The organism is Streptomyces sp. NPDC093546, assembly GCF_044765045.1.
In the GTDB taxonomy this organism is placed as follows: Bacteria; Actinomycetota; Actinomycetes; order Streptomycetales; family Streptomycetaceae; genus Streptomyces.
Map to the genome: position 1 here is coordinate 271,995 of NZ_JBIWJG010000005.1, position 17,586 is coordinate 289,580.

The following is a 17,586-nucleotide window of genomic DNA, read 5'->3' on the forward strand; positions in this document are numbered from 1 at the left end:
GCCCTGGCGGCCTGGGTGCCTCACCCATGATGCGTATCACCTGACCGGGCTTGTCCAATTCATTGTCCGCGACGTGAGAAGCAGCACGCCCGGGGACGAGGGAGGGCGGGCGCCCGAACCGGACGCCCGCCCCTACTCACCGTGTGCCCAGTGCTACGGCGTGACCTTGCCGATCATGACGCTGCCGCTGCCCGCGGCCGTGCCGCGCGCCGTGACCAGCGACACCTCGCCGAAGAACTGCCGGCCCTCGGGGGCCTCGCCGTTCACCAGCACCTCGGCCGCGACCTGCGCCGACGCGCCCGTCGCCAGCTTGACCGGCTTGGAGGCGTCGACCTTGACCGTGCCGAGCGCGGACGAGAAGTACACGTCCTTGTAGTCGTACGTGGTCGTACCGGCCGGGATCTCGTAGCCGATGACCTCGATCGTGTACGTACCGGCGGCCGGCTTGATCAGGGAGACGGACTCCTCCGAGTCGCCGTCCGCCGACGAGCCGACCTCCACGCCGTCCCGCGAGACGGTCAGGTCCAGGTCGGCCGCCTTGTCGGACGTGTTGCCGATGGCGATGTCGAGGCGGTCGACGCCCTCACCGATGGTGACCGTGCTGGTCTGCGTGGCGTGGTTGGCGATGCTCGGCGTGGCGACCTTCGCGGAGCCGAGCGGGCCGCCCTTCAGCGTGCCGTCGATCGCGGCGAAGCCGTTGGTGACCTTCCAGTCCACCGCGGCCGGCGTGCCGATCTTCGCCTCGGGCACGGTCCGCACCGCCGGGTCGAAGGCCGCACCCAGCAGGGACACGTCCAGCTTGTACGGGTTGTCCAGGTCCGGCGACGTGCGCCGCGCCTCGACCTCGATCTCCCAGACGCCCGGCGTCGGGTCGGCGTACGAGCGCGCGTCGGGGCGGCACGTGTTCGCCGGGTTGTAGTGCGGGTAGCACGCGTTGGACGCGGTGGTGTCGACGGGCACGCCGTACGGGTGGATGGCGATGAACCGGGTCTGGCTCTTCTCCTTCAGCCCGCCGAGCGCGACCTCCAGCGCCTTGGCGCCCTTCGGCACGGTGACGAAGTAGGACTTGTGGCTGTTGCGCTGCACGGTGCCGGTCGCGCTGTACGCGTACGCGCTCGGCGCGGCCAGGTCGTGCGCGACGACGACGGTGGCGAGGATCTGCTTGTCGACGCCCTCGGTGTCCTCGTCGTCGGCCTCCAGGATGGCGCTGTGCACGCCCGCGGAGCCCGGCTTGGCCTGCACCTTGACGGTGACGGGCTTGTTCAGCGGCAGGTCCACCTCGTCGTCGCCGAGGATGCGGAAGGTGCCGTCGTTGTACTTCAGGTCCAGCTCGTGCTCGATCGGCCGGTCCGGGCCGGTCGTGCGCGTGATGGTGACGTCGTAGACCTTCTTCTGGCCGGCCTTCAGGCCGCCCTCACGGTCGTAGATGCCGGTGCCGGGCTTCTTCAGCTCCTGCTCCAGCGCCGTGTCGACGGGCGCGGCGACCGTGTACTCGTGCGCGGTGGCCCCGTCCTCGATGGACTCCCAGGCGTCGACGACGTCGATCAGACCGGCGCCCTGCTCGTGCGCCGCGACACCGGAGATGCGGTTCGCGGTGCTGGTGAGCGCGGTGCGCAGGGATAGCGGGGACAGCTCCACCTTCCGCTGCTTGGCGGCGGAGATCAGCAGCGCGCTCGCGCCGGCCGCCTGCGGCGACGACATCGAGGTGCCGTTGAGCATGCCGTAGCCGGCGGGCAGCTTGTAGGAGGTCTCCGGGACGCCCGCGCCCGCCATCCAGGTCGGGATGGTGTTGATCGCCGAGCCGGGCGCGGAGATCGTCGGGGTGAGGCCGCCGTCCTCACGCGGGCCGCGCGAGGAGAAGGGGAACATGGCGTACTTCTTCTCGACGACCGAGGCGTAGTTGGCGGCCCACGTCTCCTTGGAGATCGCGGCGCCGACCGAGACGACCTTGTCGGCCAGGCCGGGGTCGCCGATGGTGTTCAGGCCCGGGCCGGAGTTGCCGGCCGAGATGACCAGCTGGACGCCGTAGGTGTCGATGAGGCGGCCGTAGAGCGCGGCGCGCGCGTTGTCACCGGAGTTGAGCGCCGGCAGTCCGCCGATCGACATGTTGACGATGTCGACACCGCGGTTGACGACCAGGTCCGCCATGCCCTCGGTCAGGGCGGTGTTGGTGCAGCCGCCGGACCAGGTGCAGGCGCGCGAGGAGACGAGCTTGGCGCCGGGCGCGGCGCCGTTCATCTTCCCGCCGAACAGGCCGTGGGCGGCGGTGATGCCGGCGACGTGCGAGCCGTGGTCGGAGTTGACGACGCCGATGTTGACGAAGTCGGCCTTGTCCTTGTTGGCGTTGTAGACGACGTCCTTGCGGATCTCGACCACGAACGGGATGCGCTCGACGACGTCGGTCTCCGGCTTGTCCGTGCCGAAGTAGCCGACCTGGAACCCGTCCTTGTACGGCTTCATCGCTACGTCGTCGGTGAAGTCGTTGTTGCCGTTCAGGTCGACGCGGACGGTGCCGGCGGCCGCGTCGTACAGCACGCCCCACACGTCGGTGGTGTCGCCGTCGCGGTTCAGGTCGCCGTTCATGTCGCCACCCTTGGTGGCGGCTTCCTTGAAGTCGCGGTAGCGGTACGAGCCTTCGGGCGCCGTCCAGGTGCGGCCGTCGGCGGTGAACGTCGGGCCGGCCACCGCCGGGTTGTTCATGGGCCGCCAGGTGCCGTCCCCGTCGGTGACGGGGTGGGTGGCGGTCACCCAGTCGACGATCTTGCGCTCGCCGGTGGTGGTCTTCTGCAGCGCCGGGTGGCCCAGGTCCACGCCGGAGTCCAGGATGCCGATGGTCACGCCGCGGCCGTCGGCCTTCGGGTACTTCTTGACGAAGTCCACCGCGCCGGTCTCGAAGGACGGGTTGTACGGGTTCTTCGCCGGCGTCCGCGCGTCGGGACCGGGGTACGTGGTGGCCGTCGAACCGGTCGTGGCGCCGCCCTCCCCGACGGTGCCCGCGTCCGGCGACGGGTCCTCCAGCGCGATCTCGTACTGGAGGTCGATGCCCTGCACCGAGGACAGCTTGGCGGCCGCGGTGAGCGCGGACTTCGCCTTCGCGGTGGGCAGCGTGGCCCGGACGTAGCCGAGCTTGTCGTACGTCGTGCCGATCGTGGCGCCGTCGACGCCGTCGAGCTGCCGGGCGACCTGCTCGGTCTGGCCGGGGGCCGTGGCCACCATGACGGTGACGGTCCGGTCGCCCTGGGCCTCCGCCTCGGCCAGCCGCTCGGCGTCGGCGGCGCCGAGCTTCGCGTCGGCGGCGGAGGAGGCACCCGACTTGGCCGGGGCCGTGCCCGCCGGGGTGCCCGCCGGGTCGTCGGCGGCGAACACCGGGGCGGTGCCGGCCGCGACCAGCGCGGCCACCAGGCCGGCGGCGGCGACGACGCGGGCGGTGCGCCGAGCCGTCCGTCTGTGGCCGGGGGTCGAGCTCCCTGGTATGGAGCTCTGGGATTCGAGGGTGGTCATCTGCATCCCTGTTGGTGAAAGAGACGGTCCGGTATGTGGTGCCGGATGACCGCTCACCCTTACGCACGAGACAGGGGTTTGTGGAGGGCGCCGGGGGCGGGATGCGGGTCTTGGCGTACATCCGCCACCGGCGCCGATACGCCAGCGGGGAGAAACCGGGTCAATTCCCCGGTTGCTGCAGGCTGTTCGGCTGAGCCTTCAACGGCTGAGTATTCAATGGCTGAGCGCTCAACTGTCCTTGGTGCGCGCGTAGTGGCGGGACGCCTTCGCGCGGTTGCCGCACACCGCCATGGAGCACCAGCGCCGGGTGCCGTTGCGCGAGGTGTCGAAGAAGTGCAGGACGCACGCCTCGTGCGCGCAGGCGCGGATCCGGTCGGGTGCGGTGCGCAGCAGGTCCAGGTAGTCGCGGGCGGCGAGCCAGCCGGGGCCCCAGGAGGGGTCGGCGAACTCCGCCTCCTCGGCGGGGCCTTCCGCGGTGAGCAGGGCGCGGATCCGGCCGTGTCCGAGGACCTCGTTGACGGCGGCGGCCGCGGCGGTGTCGCCGGGCCGGTCGACGGCGGCGGCGAGCGCGTCGCGGGCGGCGAGGGTGCGCTCCAGGGTGGGCGCGTCGGCGCGGAAGCGGGCGTCGGTGTCGAGCCCGTTGGCCGCCAGCCAGACGGCCAGTCCCTCGGGGCCGGTCAGCAGGTCCAGGGCCGCGCCGTCGTGGACCCAGCGGGTGTTGAGCAGGTCCAGGGAGAGGGGTTCGCCGACGAGCGGACGCGGGTCCGGTGCGGGCATCTGCGAGCTCCCTTTCGCTGCTTCTCGCCGCCTGGCCGGTGCGGCTAACCCCTTAATCGTACGTGAGTGGTTGCGGGACGAGCGGCCTAACCGTTAATGTGCTGCTCACTGGTTAGATGCTCGCCCAGGAAAGGGGCACCGCCATGACGGCGACCACCATCAGCACGCTCCGTACCGGCCACGTCGGCATCAACGTCACCGACCTCCCCCGCTCCCTCGCCTTCTACGGAGACGTCCTCGGCTTCGACGTCCTCGTCGAGGGCAAGGAGGACGGCCGGCGCTTCGCCCTCCTCGGCCGGGACGGCCGGCTCGCCCTCGCCCTCTGGCAGCAGGCCGACGACTCCTACGCCCCCGCCCGCGCCGGCCTGCACCACCTCGCCTTCGAGGTCGACACCATGGACGAGGTCCGGGCCGTCGAGACCGAACTCCGGTCACTCGACGTGACGTTCGCGTACGACGGGGTCGTCGCGCACCGCGAGGGCGCGGCCTCCGGCGGGATCTTCTTCCACGACCCCGACGGCACCCGCCTGGAGATCTACGCCCCCACCGGCGCCGAGGAGGCGCCCGCACCGAACGCCGCCGCCCCGACCTGCGGTTTCTTCTAGGAGGCTGAGGAGGCAGTCGCCCATGTCACGCCCCTACCACGAGGGATCGCTCGCCGTGCAGACCCGCGTCGGCGTCCGCGACCTCGCCGACCACGTCGGCCGCTCCATCGGCCCCGGCATCCGCCCGGTCGCCGCGGCCTTCCTGGAACTCCAGCCCATGCTGGTGCTCGGCGCGCAGGACGAGGGCGGCCGCGTCTGGAGCTCCCTGCTCACCGGCGCGCCCGGTTTCGTCCGGGCCACGGGGCCGCGCTCGGTGGCGGTGGCCGGGGGCGTGTCGGCCGGCGACCCGCTCGCCGCCACGCTGGCCCGCGCCGCGGACACCCCCGTCGGCACGATCGCCCTGGACCCGCGCAGCCGGCGCCGGATGCGGCTCAACGGGACGGCCCGGCCCGGCGCGTCCGGCCTGGCCATCGCCGCGCGGCAGGTCTTCTCGAACTGCCCCAAGTACCTCCAGAAGCGGGAGCTGTACGCGCCCGAGGACGGCGCGGCGGCCCGCCCTGGCGCCGTACAGCGGGGTGACCGGCTCACCCCCGCGCAGCAGGGGTTCGTCCGCGCCGCCGACACCTTCTTCATCGCCACCGTCGCGCCCGGGCACGGCGCCGACGCGAGCCACCGGGGCGGCAACCCCGGCTTCGTCCAGGTCACCTCGCCCACCGAGCTCGCCTGGCAGGACTACCCGGGCAACGCCATGTTCCTCACCCTCGGCAACCTGGAGGCCGACGCCCGCGCCGGACTGCTGTTCCTCGACTGGGCCACCGGCACCACGCTCCAGCTCACCGGCACCGCGCGCACCGGTTTCACCGCCACCGGCCGTACCGACCGCACCATCCGCTTCACCGTCGACGGGGTCCTGGAGCACCAGGGCGCGAGCCCGCTGCGGTGGTCGGCGGTGCCGGAGTACTCGCCCCACAACCCGCCGGTGATCAAGGAAGGCTGAAAGCCGCTCAACCCGGCGGCCCCGGGCAACTCCCCCCGCCCCGGCGCGGTCCCCTCCACCGACCGCACTCGAACAGCGAGGGGAACGCACATGGCGATACGGAAGACGGCCCTGACGGCGGCGATCGTGGCGGCGGCTCTCGCCTCCACCGCCTTCACCGTCCCGGCGGCCGCCACCGACCGCACCGACCGCAGCACCGGGGGGCACGAGAGGACCCAGGCGGCCGTCGAGGCCCTCGTACGGGAGGGCGTGCCCGGCGTGCTCGCCCAGGCGCAGGGCCGCGACGGCGTCTGGAACGGCACCGCCGGGGTCGCCGACCGCGACACCGGCCGCGAACGCCACCCGAACGACCGCTACCGCGTCGGCTCCATCACCAAGACCTTCGTCGCCACCGTCGTCCTGCAGCTGGAGGCGGAGGGCAGACTGGACCTCGACGACACCGTGGAGCAGTGGCTGCCCGGCGTCGTGCGCGGCAACGGCCACGACGGCCGGAAGATCACCCTCCGCCAGCTGCTCAACCACACCAGTGGCATCTCGAACTACACCGCCGACGCGGAGTTCCAGCAGCGGGTCTTCGGCACCGGTTTCCTCGAGCACCGCTACGACACCTGGACGCCGCGGCAACTGGTGGGCATCGCGATGGGCCACCGGCCCGACTTCGCGCCCGGCACGGACTGGGCGTACTCCAACACCAACTACATCGTCGCCGGCATGGTCATCGAGAAGGTGACCGGACGGCCGTACGGAAAGGAGATCGAGCGCCGCATCGTCAAGCCGCTCAAGCTGCGCGCCACGTCCCTGCCCGGCACGGACGCGCGGATGCCGAAGCCCAGCGGCCGTGCCTATTCCACTCTCACACCGGGGCAGGGGGAGGCGCCGATCCACGACGTCACCGAGCTGAACCCCTCGCTGGCGTGGGCGGCCGGCGAGATGGTCTCCGACTCCGCCGACCTCCAGCGCTTCGTACGGGCGCTGCTGAAGGGGAAGCTGCTGCCGCCGGCGCAGATGAAGGAGCTGACCACCACCGTTCCGGTCGGTGAGGAGATGCCGTCCGCCCGCTACGGCCTCGGGGTGATGGTGGAGAAGCTGAGCTGTGGCAAGGAGGTGTGGGGCCACGGCGGCGGCATCCACGGCTCCGGTTCGAACATGGTCGCCACCCGGGACGGGCGGCACTCGCTGGCGCTGAACGTCAACGGCGACTGGGCCGGCGACACGCAGAAGATCGTCGAAGCCGAGTTCTGCGGCTGACGTGCCGGCGGGCCCTCACCTGGGCTGCACCACGATGTACGCGGCCGGGGCCCGGTCCCCGGCCGCCATCAGGGCCGTACGCACCACGACCGCCTGCTGCTCCAGCGCGTCGCGCAGCTTGCGGGGCGTGAGGTGGACGACGGTGACGCCGAGCCGCTCCAGGTGCTCGCGCTTGCGCGTGTACGCGGTCCACGTGCTGTCGTCGTCCTGGCGGGGCGAGCGGGTGTCGAGCTCCACGGCCACGGCGTGGTCCGGCCAGTAGGCGTCCACGCCGCCGAGGTGTGGGCCGCCGGGCAGCCGGAGGTCCACGTTCCACAGCGGGTCGGGCAACCGGTGGACACGCACCATCTCGTACAGCCGCTCCTCGGCCGGCGCCCGCCCGTCGGCGAGCAGCGCGTCGACGGCGTCCACCACGTGCGGCCGGGTCAGCAGCCGGGCGCGCTTCATCTCCCGTGCGACGGCGGACGGTTCGCAGTGCCCGCCCCGCACGGCCTCGGTCAGCAGCCGGCGCACCGTGTGGGCGTCGGCGATGTGCGCGACGGCGTCCGCGAGGGCACGGGCCACCGGGGCGACCGGCAGGCCCGTCACCTCCCGCGCCACCGGCGGGTCCGCCGACGCGCGCACGATGCGCACGCACCCGGTGGACCGCAGCCGCCGCGTGCGCGGCACCAGCACGTCGATGTGGTCCAGCGCGGGCAGCGGCGGCGCGGCGGCGAACCGGTACAGCGCCAGCGCCGCCAGCCCGGTGATCATCGCGTCGCCCCCGCCGCCGGGCCGGCGCTCGGCGTACAGCAGCGCGGCGTGCAGCCGCTCCTCGCTGGTCGGCTGCCCGGGGCGCAGCAGGTACACGCCCGGCAGCACCTGCTGCCAGGGGCCGCCGGCGCGGCAGTGCGCGCCGGCCTCGGCGGTGGACACGCCCCGGGCCCGCAGCTGCGCGGCGGACAGCACGCGCTGCCGTACGTCGGAGGAGCCGGAGAGAGGACGGGGGGAGAGCGGGGTGTTCGTCATGCCCCGGAACTTCCCGCCAACTCCCCTCCGGCTAACCGTTGTTACAAGTCCGTCGACAATCCGGGACAACCCCGTCCTAAAGTACGGGCGTTCGATTGCCGATCAGGGGCTCCCGACTGCCGGCAAGCCCCCAGGTCGGAGGTGCCGGCCGGGCAGCCGGGCCCCACCGGAGCCTCGGGCGGCACCTCCGGGGCGTCAGCCCGCCGCCGCGTCGCACTCCTGCGCGCGCAGCGCGCGCGCCAGGTCGTCGCGGGCCTCCAGGACCAGGCGGCGCAGAGCCGGGGCGGCCTCCTCGTGGGAGGCGAGCCAGGCGTCCGTCGCCTCCAGCGTCGACGGGTCGTCCTGGAGCGACGGGAACAGGCCCCGCACCACGTCCATGCCGATCTGGATGGACCGCTCCCGCCACACACGCTCGATCGCGTCGAAGTACTGCGGCGCGTACGGCGCGATCAGCGCCCGCTGCGACGGCTGGACGAAGCCCGCGATCGTCGCCTCCACCAGCGCGTTCGACAGCGCGTCCGACTCGACGACCTGCGCCCACGCCTGCGCCTTGACCGCCTGAGACGGGCGGGCCGCCAGGCACCGCACCTGGTGGCGCTTGCCCGACGCCGTGTCGTCGCGCGCCAGCTCGGCGTTGATCACGCTCTCGTCGGCGCGGCCGTGCGCGGCCAGCGGTCCCAGGAACGCCCAGCGCAGCTCCTGGTCCACGTCCAGCCCGTCGATCTTGGCCGAACCGTCCAGCAGCTCCTCCAGCAGCGCGAAGTCCGCGTCCCCGCTCGCCGTCGCCGCGAAGAACCGCGCCCACGTCAGCTGGTGCTCACTGCCCGGCTCCGCCGCCCGCAGCTCGCGCAGCGCACCCTCCGAGACCAGCCGGCCGCCCTCCTCGCGCCACGCCGGGGCGGCGTAGTGCGTCAGCGTCGACTGCGCCCAGGCGTGCAGCATCTGCAGCACACCGATGTCCGACTCGCGCCCCGCGAAGCGCAGCACCAGCGCCACGAAGTCCCGCGCGGGCAGCAGCGCGTCCCGCGTCAGGTTCCACAGCGCCGACCAGCACAGCGCCCGCGCCAGGGGGTCCGTGATGTCGCCGAGGTGCTCGCGCAGGGTGTCCAGCGAGCCCTCGTCGAAGCGCACCTTGGCGTACGTCAGGTCCTCGTCGTTGACCAGCACCAGCGCCGGGCGCTCGGCGCCCACGAGCTCCGCCACCACCGTGCGCGCGCCGGTGATGTCCACCTCCGCGCGGGCGTACCGCACCAGCTCGCCGCCCTCCGCCCGGTACAGGCCCACGGCCGCGCGGTGCGGGCGCAGTTCAGCGCCCTCCTGCTCCACCGCGAGCTCCGCGACCCTGCCCTCGGCGTCGTACGTCACGACCGGCGTGAGCACGTTGACGCCCGACGTCTGCAGCCAGGACCGCGCCCACGCCTTCATGTCGCGGCCCGAGGTCTCCTCCAGCACCGACAGCAGGTCGTCTAGAGCGGTGTTCCCGTACGCGTGCCGCTTGAAGTAGCGCCGGGCGCCCTCCAGGAAGGCCTCCCGCCCCGCGTACGCCACCAGCTGCTTCAGGACCGCCGCGCCCTTGGCGTACGTGATGCCGTCGAAGTTCAGCTTGGCGTCCTCCAGGTCACGGATGTCGGCCGTGATCGGGTGCGTGGAGGGCAGCTGGTCCGCCCGGTACGCCCACGCCTTGCGGTTGTTGGCGAAGGTGACCCAGCTGTTGGTGAAGCGGGTGGCCTCGGCCAGCGAGAAGGACCCCATGAAGTCCGCGAAGGACTCCTTCAGCCACAGGTCGTCCCACCACTTCATGGTGACCAGGTCGCCGAACCACATGTGCGCCATCTCGTGCAGGATGACGTTGGCCCGCCGCTCGTACGCCGCGCGCGTCACCTTGCCGCGGTAGATGTACTCCTCGCGGAAGGTCACCATGCCGGGGTTCTCCATCGCGCCGAGGTTGTACTCGGGGACGAAGGCCTGGTCGTACTTCCCGAAGGGGTACGGGTAGTCGAAGTTGTCGTGGAAGAAGTCGAAGCCCTGCTTGGTGACGAGGAAGACGTCGTCCGCGTCGAAGTGCTTCGCCAGCCCCTTGCGGCACATCGCGCCGAGCGGGATCTCCAGGTCGCCGCGCCGGTAGGTGTCCGTGACGTAGTGGTACGGGCCGGCCACCACGCAGGTGATGTACGTCGAGATGGGCGCGGTCTCCGCGAAGCGCCAGACCCCGCCCTCCCGCGACTCCTCCGCGCCGTTGCTCCACACCGTCCAGCCCTCGGGAGCCGTCACCTCGAAGCGGTAGGGCGCCTTGAGGTCGGGCTGCTCGAAGTTGGCGAACACGCGCCGCGCGTCCGCCGGCTCGTACTGCGTGTAGAGGTAGACCTCGCCGTCCTCGGGGTCGACGAAGCGGTGCATCCCCTCGCCCGTCCGGCTGTACGCGCACTGCGCGTCCACCACCAGCACGTTCTCCTCGGCCAGGCCTTCCAGCGCGACCCGCGTGCCGTCGAAGACGGCGGCCGGGTCCAGCGCGCGGCCGTTGAGCGTGACGGCGTTCACGGACGGGGCGACCAGGTCCGCGAAGGTGGCGGCGCCCGGCGCGGCGCAGCGGAACCGGATCGTCGTCACCGACCGGAACGTCCGCCGCTGCGCCTCGCCGCCGGCGGCCTCCCCGACCGCGGACCGCAGGTCGAGAGCCACCTCGTACCCGTCGACGGTCAGCAGCTCGGCCCGCTCACGGGCCTCGTCGCGGGACAGATTCTCACCGGGCACGGGCAACTCCTTCGTAGCTCGTTCTGACAGCAGTGATCCTCCCATGCGCAACTGACGGCCGGTATGGGGAATGCCGGTGGTGCCTGGTGGTGTTGCCCCCCTCAGGCGCACCCGACCCGTTTGTTGAGGAGACGCATGTCCGAGAGCAGGATCACCGCCGACTTCTGGTTCGACCCCATGTGCCCCTGGGCGTGGATGACGTCCCGCTGGATGCTGGAGGTGGAGAAGGTCCGTCCGGTGGACGTGCGCTGGCACGTGATGAGCCTCGCCGTCCTCAACGAGCCCAAGATGGACGAGCTTCCCGAGGAGTACCAGACGCTGCTCAAGACGGCCTGGGGCCCGGTGCGCGTGGCCATAGCCGCCCAGCAGCAGCACGGCGACGACGTGCTCGGCCCCCTCTACACCGCGATGGGCACCCGCTTCCACAACAAGGGCCAGGACGCCACCGACCGCGCGGTCCTGGAGGCCGCTCTGGAGGACGCCGGGCTGCCGGCCTCCCTCGCGGGCTACGCCGACAAGGACACGTACGACACGGAGCTGCGCGCCTCCCACAAGGAGGGCATCGACAAGGTCGGCCAGGACGTCGGGACGCCGGTCATCGCGGTCCCCGGCGCGGACGGCGAGCAGATCGCCTTCTTCGGCCCGGTCGTCACCCCGGCCCCCCAGGGCGAGGCGGCGGCCCGCCTGTGGGACGGCACGCTGATGGTGGCGTCGACGCCCGGCTTCTACGAGATCAAGCGGACCCGGACCGCCGGCCCCGACTTCAGCAACCTGTAGCCGCCGCAGTACGGCGACACAACAGACGGCCCCCCGCGATTCATGTCATCGCGGGGGGCCGTCCTTCATCCGCCTGCCCGGTGAAGGCTGAGAAGACGATCACGAGCAGGACGATGCGCGGTGCCCCGGTTCAGGGGCACGACTTCACAAACACGTCTTCACAGGCACGTCTTCACGGCGCGATCAGCGGGGTGCGCTCCTTGGCCTGGGCGTACCGCTTGGCCACGTCCTGCCAGTTGACGACCTGCCACATCGCCTCGATGAAGTCCACCTTCTGGTTCTTGTACTGGAGGTAGAAGGCGTGCTCCCAGGCGTCGAAGACCAGGATCGGCACCGAGCCCTGGCCGACGTTGCCCTGGTGGTCGTAGACCTGCTCGACGATGAGCCGGCCGCTGACCGGCTCGTACGCGAGGACGCCCCAGCCCGAGCCCTGCGTCGTCGCGGCGGCCTTGGACAGCTGCGTCTTGAACTTGGCGAAGGAGCCGAAGGACGCGGCGATCGCGTCCGCGAGCTCACCCACGCCGTCGGCCGCCAGCGGCTCGCCACCGCCGCCGTTCTTCTTGCCGGTCATGTTGTGCCAGTAGATGGAGTGCAGGATGTGGCCGGAGAGGTGGAACGCGAGGTTCTTCTCCAGGCCGTTGATCGCGCCCCACTGCTCCTTGTCGCGCGCCTCCTCCAACTGCTCGAGGGTGTCGTTCGCGCCTTTGACGTAGGCGGCGTGGTGCTTGTCGTGGTGCAGCTCGATGATCTGCGGGTTGATGACCGGCTCGAGCTCCGCGTAGTCGTACGGAAGTTCGGGGAGTGTGTAGATCGCCATGTCCGTGCCCTCCGACTGCTGCTGCATTCTGCTGCTTATTGCAAAGACTGTGCAAGTGCAGGCTAACAGCAGGAAGGCCCGGAAGTTGATCAGCCCTTCGTCCTAGGCCGCGCGTCCCGGGCGATCACCGCCAGGTCCGGGAAGTCGGTCACCACCGCGTCCACCCCGAGCGCGTAATGGCGGGCGTACTCGGCGAAGGCGTCCCCGAAGCCGTTCGGGTCGGTGCCGCGCCGCAGGTCGGCGGGGAGGTAGCGGTTCTCGGCGCGGAAGGTGTACGCGCCGACGCGCAGCCCCGCCGCGTGCGCGTCCGCGAGCAGCGGGGACGGCGGCAGGAGGGACGACTTGTCGGGGCCGATCCACCGCGCGTACGCGGCGATGGCGCGCAGCCCCGCGGGTGTCGCCATCTCCGCGTACGTGGCGGAGTGGCCGTACGGGCCGCCGCTGGTGCCGAGCGCCTGCCACAGCGGCACGCGCAGCCCCTCCTCGCCGGCGAGGCGCAGCAGGCTGGACGGCTCGAAGGACTGGACGACGCACTCGCGCGGGCCGAGCCGGCCTCGGCGCACGGCCTCGGCGAGGACCGGCTCCAGGGGCAGGCCGAGGGAGCGGAAGTACGTCGGGTGCTTGGTCTCCGGGAAGACGGCCACGGTCCGGCCGTACCGCCGCGAGAGGCGGCGGGCGAGGTCGACGACCTCCTGGAAGGTCAGCAGCTGCTCACGCCCGTCGAAGACGGTGTTCCGGTTCCGGACGAGGGGGAGGCGCTCGACCGCCCGCAGGGTCTTCAGCTCGGCGAGCGTGAAGTCCTCGGTGAACCAGCCCGTCACGGACCGCCCGTCGACGGTCTTGGTGGTGCGGCGTGCGGCGAACTCCGGGCGGTCGGCGACGTCCGTGGTGGCCGAGATCTCGTTCTCGTGGCGCACGACGAGGTGGTGGTCGCGGGTGGCGACGAGGTCCGGTTCGATCCAGTCGGCGCCGCACTGGACGGCGAAGGCGTACGAGGAGGCGGTGTGCTCGGGGCGCCAGCCGGCCGCGCCGCGGTGGCCGACGACCAGGGGGCCCGCGGACGCCTCATGGGCGCGGGCCGGGTGAGCGGACAGGGCGGCCGTGGCGCCGGCGCCCGCGGCGAGGAGTACGGAACGACGTCTCATACCGCCGGACGGTAGGCGGCCCCCGCCCGCGGGCCGGTCCGCTTCACCCGCCGTACGGCCGGGTTTCACCGGAACGCCGAGGGCCCCGGCGCGCGGTGCGCCGGGGCCCTTCGCATATACAGGCTGGGTCAGACCTTCTCGGGGGCCTTCGCCTCCGCCGACTCCTTGCGGGTCGTCTGGAGGATGTAGCCGATCACCGCGAGCGTCAGCGTCAGCCCGCCCGTGAAGTACAGCTGCTCCCGCGTGCCCTCGTCGCGGGCCATCAGGACGAAGACCGCCGCCATGCCGACCAGCGCCACGTACGTCAGGTACGGGTACGCCCACATCTTCACGACCAGCTTCTCGGGTGCCTCCCGCTCCAGCCGGCGGCGCAGCAGCAGCTGCGAGACCGCGATGAAGAACCAGACCACCAGGATGATCGCGCCGATGGTGTTGAGGAGCCAGCCGAAGAGCTTGTCCGGGCTCCAGTAGCTGAGCAGCACGCAGACGAAGCCGATGACCGACGACGCCAGGACGGCGACGCGCGGCACACCGCCGGAGAGCTTCCCGAGCAGCTTCGGACCCCAGCCGCGGGCGACCAGGGAGTTCGCCATGCGGGAGGCGCCGTAGATGTTGGCGTTCATCGCCGAGAGCAGGGCGATCAGCACGACGACGTTCATGGTCTGCTCGGCGGCCGGGATGCCCAGGTGCTCCAGCGTGGCGACGTACGGGCCCTTCTCGGCGACCGACTTGTGCGTCCAGGGCAGCAGCGTGACGACGACGGCCATCGAGCCGACGTAGAAGATGGCGATCCGCCACATGGCCGTACGGACGGCCTTCGCGACGCCCTGCACGGGGTTCTCGGACTCGGCCGCGGCGATCGTGACCGTCTCCAGGCCGCCGTACGCGAAGACGGAGGCGAGCAGGCCGACGATCAGCCCCTCGGAGCCGTTCGGCATGAAGCCGCCGTGGCCGGTGAGGTTGCTCGCGCCGGGGGCGTCCGTGCCGGGCAGGAGGCCCAGGATGGCGAGCACGCCGATGACCAGGAAGAGCACGATGGCGCCGACCTTGAGCGCGGCGAACCAGAACTCGAACTCGCCGAAGTTCTTCACGGCCGCGAGGTTCGTCCCGCAGAACACCACCATGAAGAGCGCGACCCAGATCCACTCCGGGGTGTCCGGGAACCAGCCGGTCATGATCTGCGAGGCGCCCATGGCCTCCAGGCCGACGGCCACGCAGAGCAGGAACCAGAAGGACCAGCCCGCGGTGAAGCCCGCCCACGGTCCGATGGCGCGCTCGGCGTGCACGGAGAAGGAGCCGGACGCCGGGTTGGCCGCCGCCATCTCGCCCAGCATGCGCATCACGAGCATGACGAGCGCGCCGGATATCGCGTACGCGAGAATGATCGACGGGCCGGCGGCGGCGATGGCGGTGCCGGAGCCGACGAAGAGGCCGGCGCCGATGACGCCGCCGAGGGCGATCATCGACAGATGCCGCTGCTTGAGTCCGCTGGCGAGCGGTACGTCGACGACCGGCGTCGGGGTGCCGACAGGCGTCGACTCGGCGGGGGCCGAGTCGGCGGATGAGGGCGCGGGGGTCCGAGACATGGGTGTGCCCTGTTCGTAGCTGAGACGGGGGGCTGCGTGTGGCCCACAGTCTGTGGGGGCGCACCGCTTACAGGGAACAGCGGACCGCTATACGGACACCGTGCTCACACAATGTGAAGGAATGAACACCGATTATTCACAATCGGCGGCGCGTCCGCCACTCCCGCACACCCGCCACCATCAAGACAGCCGCCGTCGCCCCGCCCGACCACAGCACCTGAGGCCGCGTCCCCTCGTCGGCCAGCATCAGCGCCACGACCGCCGCCATCGCGGCCAGCGCCGCGTACGTCAGCCACGGGAACCCCCACATGCGGAGGGACAGCGTCTCCGGCGCCTCGCGCTCGATGCGCCGCCGCAGCCGCAGCTGCGACACCGCGATCAGGCTCCACACGAACAGCAGCACCGCGCCGACCGCGTTGAGCATGTAGAGGAAGACCGAATCCGGCCACTTGAGATTGAGCAGGACGGAGACGAAGCCGAACGCCACCGACGCCAGCACCGCCCGCCGCGGCACACCCCCGCGTGACACCGCCAGCAGCCCCTTCGGCGCCTCGCCGCGCTCCGCCAGCGAGAACACCATCCGCGAGGACCCGTACAGGTTGGCGTTGAGCGCCGACAGCAGGGCCACGAAGACCACGACGTTCATGATCTGCCCGGCCGACGGCACCCCGATCGCGTCCAGCACCGCGACGTACGGGCTCCGGCCCGGCTCCATCGACGTCCACGGCAGCAGCGTCACCACGACCAGCATCGAGCCGACGTAGAAGAAGAGGATCCGCCACACGGCGCTGCGCACCGCGCGCGCCACATTGCGCGCCGGGTCCTCGGACTCGGCGGCGGCGATCGTCACGACCTCCAGGCCGCCGAAGGCGAAGACCACCGCCAGCACCCCGGACACCACCCCGTCCCAGCCGGCCGGCAGGAACCCGCCCTGCCCGGTCAGGTTCGCCATCCCCACGGGGTCGGTGTCGGGCAGCCAGCCGGCGATCGCCGCCACCCCCAGCGCCAGGAAGAGCACGATCGCGCCGACCTTCAGCGCGGCGAACCAGAACTCGAACTCGCCGAAGTTCTTCACCGCCGTCAGGTTGGCGGCCGTGAACACCACCATGAAGACCAGCACCCACGTCCACTGCGGTACGCCCGGCACCCAGCCGTGCGCGATCCGCGCCGCGCCCGACGCCTCCACCGCCAGCACCACCACCAGCAGGAACCAGTACAGCCAGCCGACGCTGAACCCCGCCCAGCGGCCCAGCGCCCGCTCCGCGTGCACCGAGAAGGCCCCCGAGGCGGGCATCGCCGCCGACATCTCGCCGAGCATCCGCATGATCAGCATCGCCAGCGCGCCCGCGATCACGTACGACAGCACGATCCCGGGCCCGGCGACCGCGATCCCGGCCCCCGAGCCGACGAACAGGCCGGCGCCGATCACCCCGCCCAGGCCGAGCATCGTCAGGTGCCGCTGCTTCAACCCGTGCGCGAGGGGCTCGGGCTCCGGGGCAAGCGGGGCCGACGGGGCGGCCGGAGGGGCGTCGTGCATGGCGCTCGTACTCTCGCAAGGGGTGCTGTTTGGCGGGAGCCCACAGTCTTCCCGCTGGGGCGTGTCTGGCGCAAAAAGGACGGTCCGTCAGGAGCTCCTCGTGACAAGCGTCACGCCGAGCGAGGTGTGAGCGGCCCCCTTTGTGTGAACCCCACCAAGCGCTCGGTCGGCGCTTTGTCATCGGCTGACGGTGATCGCTCGTTCACTCCTGGGCTAGCGTCAGCCTGTCCTCACCTGCCCTCACCCCGCGGAGCCCCCGATGAGCACTGCCGCCGCCCCCACCATCCGCACCGGTACGGTCCTGGCCGACCTGCTGCCCTCCAGCCGTACCCGTGACATCGCGCTCGTCGTCGGCGGCGCCGCGCTCACCGGTATCGCCGCCCAGATATCCGTGCCCGTCTACGGCTCCCCGGTCCCGATCTCCGGCCAGACCTTCGCCGCGCTGCTCGTCGGCACCGCGCTCGGCGCCCGCCGCGGCTTCCTCTCCCTGGCGCTGTACGTCGTCGCCGGCGTGGCGGGCGTGCCGTGGTTCGCCCAGGCCACCTCCGGGTACGCCATGCCGTCCTTCGGCTACGTGCTCGGCATGCTGCTCGCCTCGACCGTCGTCGGCGCCCTGGCCCGGCGCGGGGCCGACCGCTCCATGGCGCGCATGGCGGGCACGATGGCGCTCGGGTCCCTGATCATCTACGCCGTCGGCGTGCCGTACCTGGCGCTCGCGACCGGCATGACGCTGTCCGCGGCCGTGGCGAAGGGCCTGGTGCCGTTCCTCATCGGCGACGCGCTGAAGGCGGCGCTGGCGATGGGCGCGCTGCCGACGGCGTGGAAGCTGATCGGCCGCAAGGGCTGAGGCGGCGGCCGCCGACCGTACGAAAACGAAAAGGCTCTCCGTACCGCTCG

The 17,586-nt window shown here is 71.8% G+C and carries 13 protein-coding genes; 5 read left to right on the top strand and 8 right to left on the bottom strand.

Annotated features, from left to right (window positions below; translation table 11 throughout):
• Window positions 1–153: 153 nt before the first annotated feature.
• Window positions 154–3,501, bottom strand: coding sequence for a S8 family serine peptidase (locus ACIRNI_RS13850; RefSeq protein WP_403551274.1), 3,348 nt, complete (start codon window positions 3,499–3,501; stop codon window positions 154–156).
• A gap of 228 nt (window positions 3,502–3,729) precedes the next feature.
• A complete protein-coding gene (locus tag ACIRNI_RS13855) occupies window positions 3,730–4,278 on the bottom strand; it encodes a CGNR zinc finger domain-containing protein (protein WP_403551276.1) in 549 nt (182 codons plus the stop codon).
• Between the two features lie 143 nt (window positions 4,279–4,421).
• On the opposite strand from ACIRNI_RS13855, the gene ACIRNI_RS13860 reads away from it, so the two are divergent.
• The 3 genes from ACIRNI_RS13860 to ACIRNI_RS13870 all read left to right on the top strand — a co-directional run bounded on the left by ACIRNI_RS13860 (window position 4,422) and on the right by ACIRNI_RS13870 (window position 7,068).
• On the top strand, window positions 4,422–4,883 hold the full coding sequence (locus ACIRNI_RS13860) for a VOC family protein (RefSeq protein WP_403551278.1): 462 nt from the start codon (window positions 4,422–4,424) through the stop codon (window positions 4,881–4,883).
• Window positions 4,884–4,905: 22 nt separating this feature from the next.
• Window positions 4,906–5,820 carry a pyridoxamine 5'-phosphate oxidase family protein gene (locus ACIRNI_RS13865; RefSeq protein ID WP_403551280.1) on the top strand — a complete coding sequence of 305 codons (915 nt, stop codon included), beginning with the start codon at window positions 4,906–4,908 and terminating at the stop codon, window positions 5,818–5,820.
• A 90-nt stretch (window positions 5,821–5,910) separates the two neighbouring features.
• Window positions 5,911–7,068, top strand: coding sequence for a serine hydrolase domain-containing protein (locus ACIRNI_RS13870; RefSeq protein ID WP_403551282.1), 1,158 nt, complete (start codon window positions 5,911–5,913; stop codon window positions 7,066–7,068).
• A 15-nt stretch (window positions 7,069–7,083) separates the two neighbouring features.
• On the opposite strand, the gene ACIRNI_RS13875 is transcribed toward ACIRNI_RS13870, so the two are convergent.
• The gene (locus ACIRNI_RS13875; RefSeq protein WP_403551284.1) at window positions 7,084–8,076 is read right to left on the bottom strand and encodes a hypothetical protein; all 993 of its coding nucleotides are present in this window, start codon (window positions 8,074–8,076) and stop codon (window positions 7,084–7,086) included.
• 195 nt (window positions 8,077–8,271) lie between these two features.
• Window positions 8,272–10,827 (bottom strand): aminopeptidase N, encoded by a 2,556-nt coding sequence (pepN, locus tag ACIRNI_RS13880; RefSeq protein ID WP_403551286.1) that lies wholly within the window; start codon window positions 10,825–10,827, stop codon window positions 8,272–8,274.
• Between the two features lie 135 nt (window positions 10,828–10,962).
• On the opposite strand from pepN, the gene ACIRNI_RS13885 reads away from it, so the two are divergent.
• Entirely contained in the window at window positions 10,963–11,604 is a 642-nt protein-coding gene (locus tag ACIRNI_RS13885) for a DsbA family protein (RefSeq protein WP_403551289.1), read from the top strand.
• 172 nt (window positions 11,605–11,776) lie between these two features.
• Here the strand turns inward: ACIRNI_RS13885 and ACIRNI_RS13890 are convergent, their stop codons facing one another.
• The 4 genes from ACIRNI_RS13890 to ACIRNI_RS13905 all read right to left on the bottom strand — a co-directional run bounded on the left by ACIRNI_RS13890 (window position 11,777) and on the right by ACIRNI_RS13905 (window position 16,689).
• The gene (locus ACIRNI_RS13890; protein ID WP_403551619.1) at window positions 11,777–12,421 is read right to left on the bottom strand and encodes a superoxide dismutase; all 645 of its coding nucleotides are present in this window, start codon (window positions 12,419–12,421) and stop codon (window positions 11,777–11,779) included.
• Between the two features lie 89 nt (window positions 12,422–12,510).
• On the bottom strand, window positions 12,511–13,566 hold the full coding sequence (locus ACIRNI_RS13895; RefSeq protein ID WP_403551291.1) for a glycerophosphodiester phosphodiesterase family protein: 1,056 nt from the start codon (window positions 13,564–13,566) through the stop codon (window positions 12,511–12,513).
• A 128-nt stretch (window positions 13,567–13,694) separates the two neighbouring features.
• Window positions 13,695–15,152, bottom strand: coding sequence for an amino acid permease (locus ACIRNI_RS13900; protein ID WP_403551293.1), 1,458 nt, complete (start codon window positions 15,150–15,152; stop codon window positions 13,695–13,697).
• A 136-nt stretch (window positions 15,153–15,288) separates the two neighbouring features.
• Window positions 15,289–16,689, bottom strand: a complete 1,401-nt coding sequence (locus tag ACIRNI_RS13905) for an amino acid permease (RefSeq protein ID WP_403551295.1) — start codon at window positions 16,687–16,689, stop codon at window positions 15,289–15,291.
• A 259-nt stretch (window positions 16,690–16,948) separates the two neighbouring features.
• On the opposite strand from ACIRNI_RS13905, the gene ACIRNI_RS13910 reads away from it, so the two are divergent.
• Window positions 16,949–17,536, top strand: coding sequence for a biotin transporter BioY (locus ACIRNI_RS13910; protein ID WP_403551297.1), 588 nt, complete (start codon window positions 16,949–16,951; stop codon window positions 17,534–17,536).
• The last annotated feature ends 50 nt before the right edge of the window (window positions 17,537–17,586 follow it).

Coding starts and splice junctions, on each gene's coding strand:
- ACIRNI_RS13850 (WP_403551274.1), bottom strand. CDS start 3,501: ATGACCACCCTCGAATCCCAGAGCTCCATACCAGGGAGCTCGACCCCC.
- ACIRNI_RS13855 (WP_403551276.1), bottom strand. CDS start 4,278: ATGCCCGCACCGGACCCGCGTCCGCTCGTCGGCGAACCCCTCTCCCTG.
- ACIRNI_RS13860 (WP_403551278.1), top strand. CDS start 4,422: ATGACGGCGACCACCATCAGCACGCTCCGTACCGGCCACGTCGGCATC.
- ACIRNI_RS13865 (WP_403551280.1), top strand. CDS start 4,906: ATGTCACGCCCCTACCACGAGGGATCGCTCGCCGTGCAGACCCGCGTC.
- ACIRNI_RS13870 (WP_403551282.1), top strand. CDS start 5,911: ATGGCGATACGGAAGACGGCCCTGACGGCGGCGATCGTGGCGGCGGCT.
- ACIRNI_RS13875 (WP_403551284.1), bottom strand. CDS start 8,076: ATGACGAACACCCCGCTCTCCCCCCGTCCTCTCTCCGGCTCCTCCGAC.
- ACIRNI_RS13885 (WP_403551289.1), top strand. CDS start 10,963: ATGTCCGAGAGCAGGATCACCGCCGACTTCTGGTTCGACCCCATGTGC.
- ACIRNI_RS13890 (WP_403551619.1), bottom strand. CDS start 12,421: ATGGCGATCTACACACTCCCCGAACTTCCGTACGACTACGCGGAGCTC.
- ACIRNI_RS13895 (WP_403551291.1), bottom strand. CDS start 13,566: ATGAGACGTCGTTCCGTACTCCTCGCCGCGGGCGCCGGCGCCACGGCC.
- ACIRNI_RS13900 (WP_403551293.1), bottom strand. CDS start 15,152: ATGTCTCGGACCCCCGCGCCCTCATCCGCCGACTCGGCCCCCGCCGAG.
- ACIRNI_RS13905 (WP_403551295.1), bottom strand. CDS start 16,689: ATGCACGACGCCCCTCCGGCCGCCCCGTCGGCCCCGCTTGCCCCGGAG.
- ACIRNI_RS13910 (WP_403551297.1), top strand. CDS start 16,949: ATGAGCACTGCCGCCGCCCCCACCATCCGCACCGGTACGGTCCTGGCC.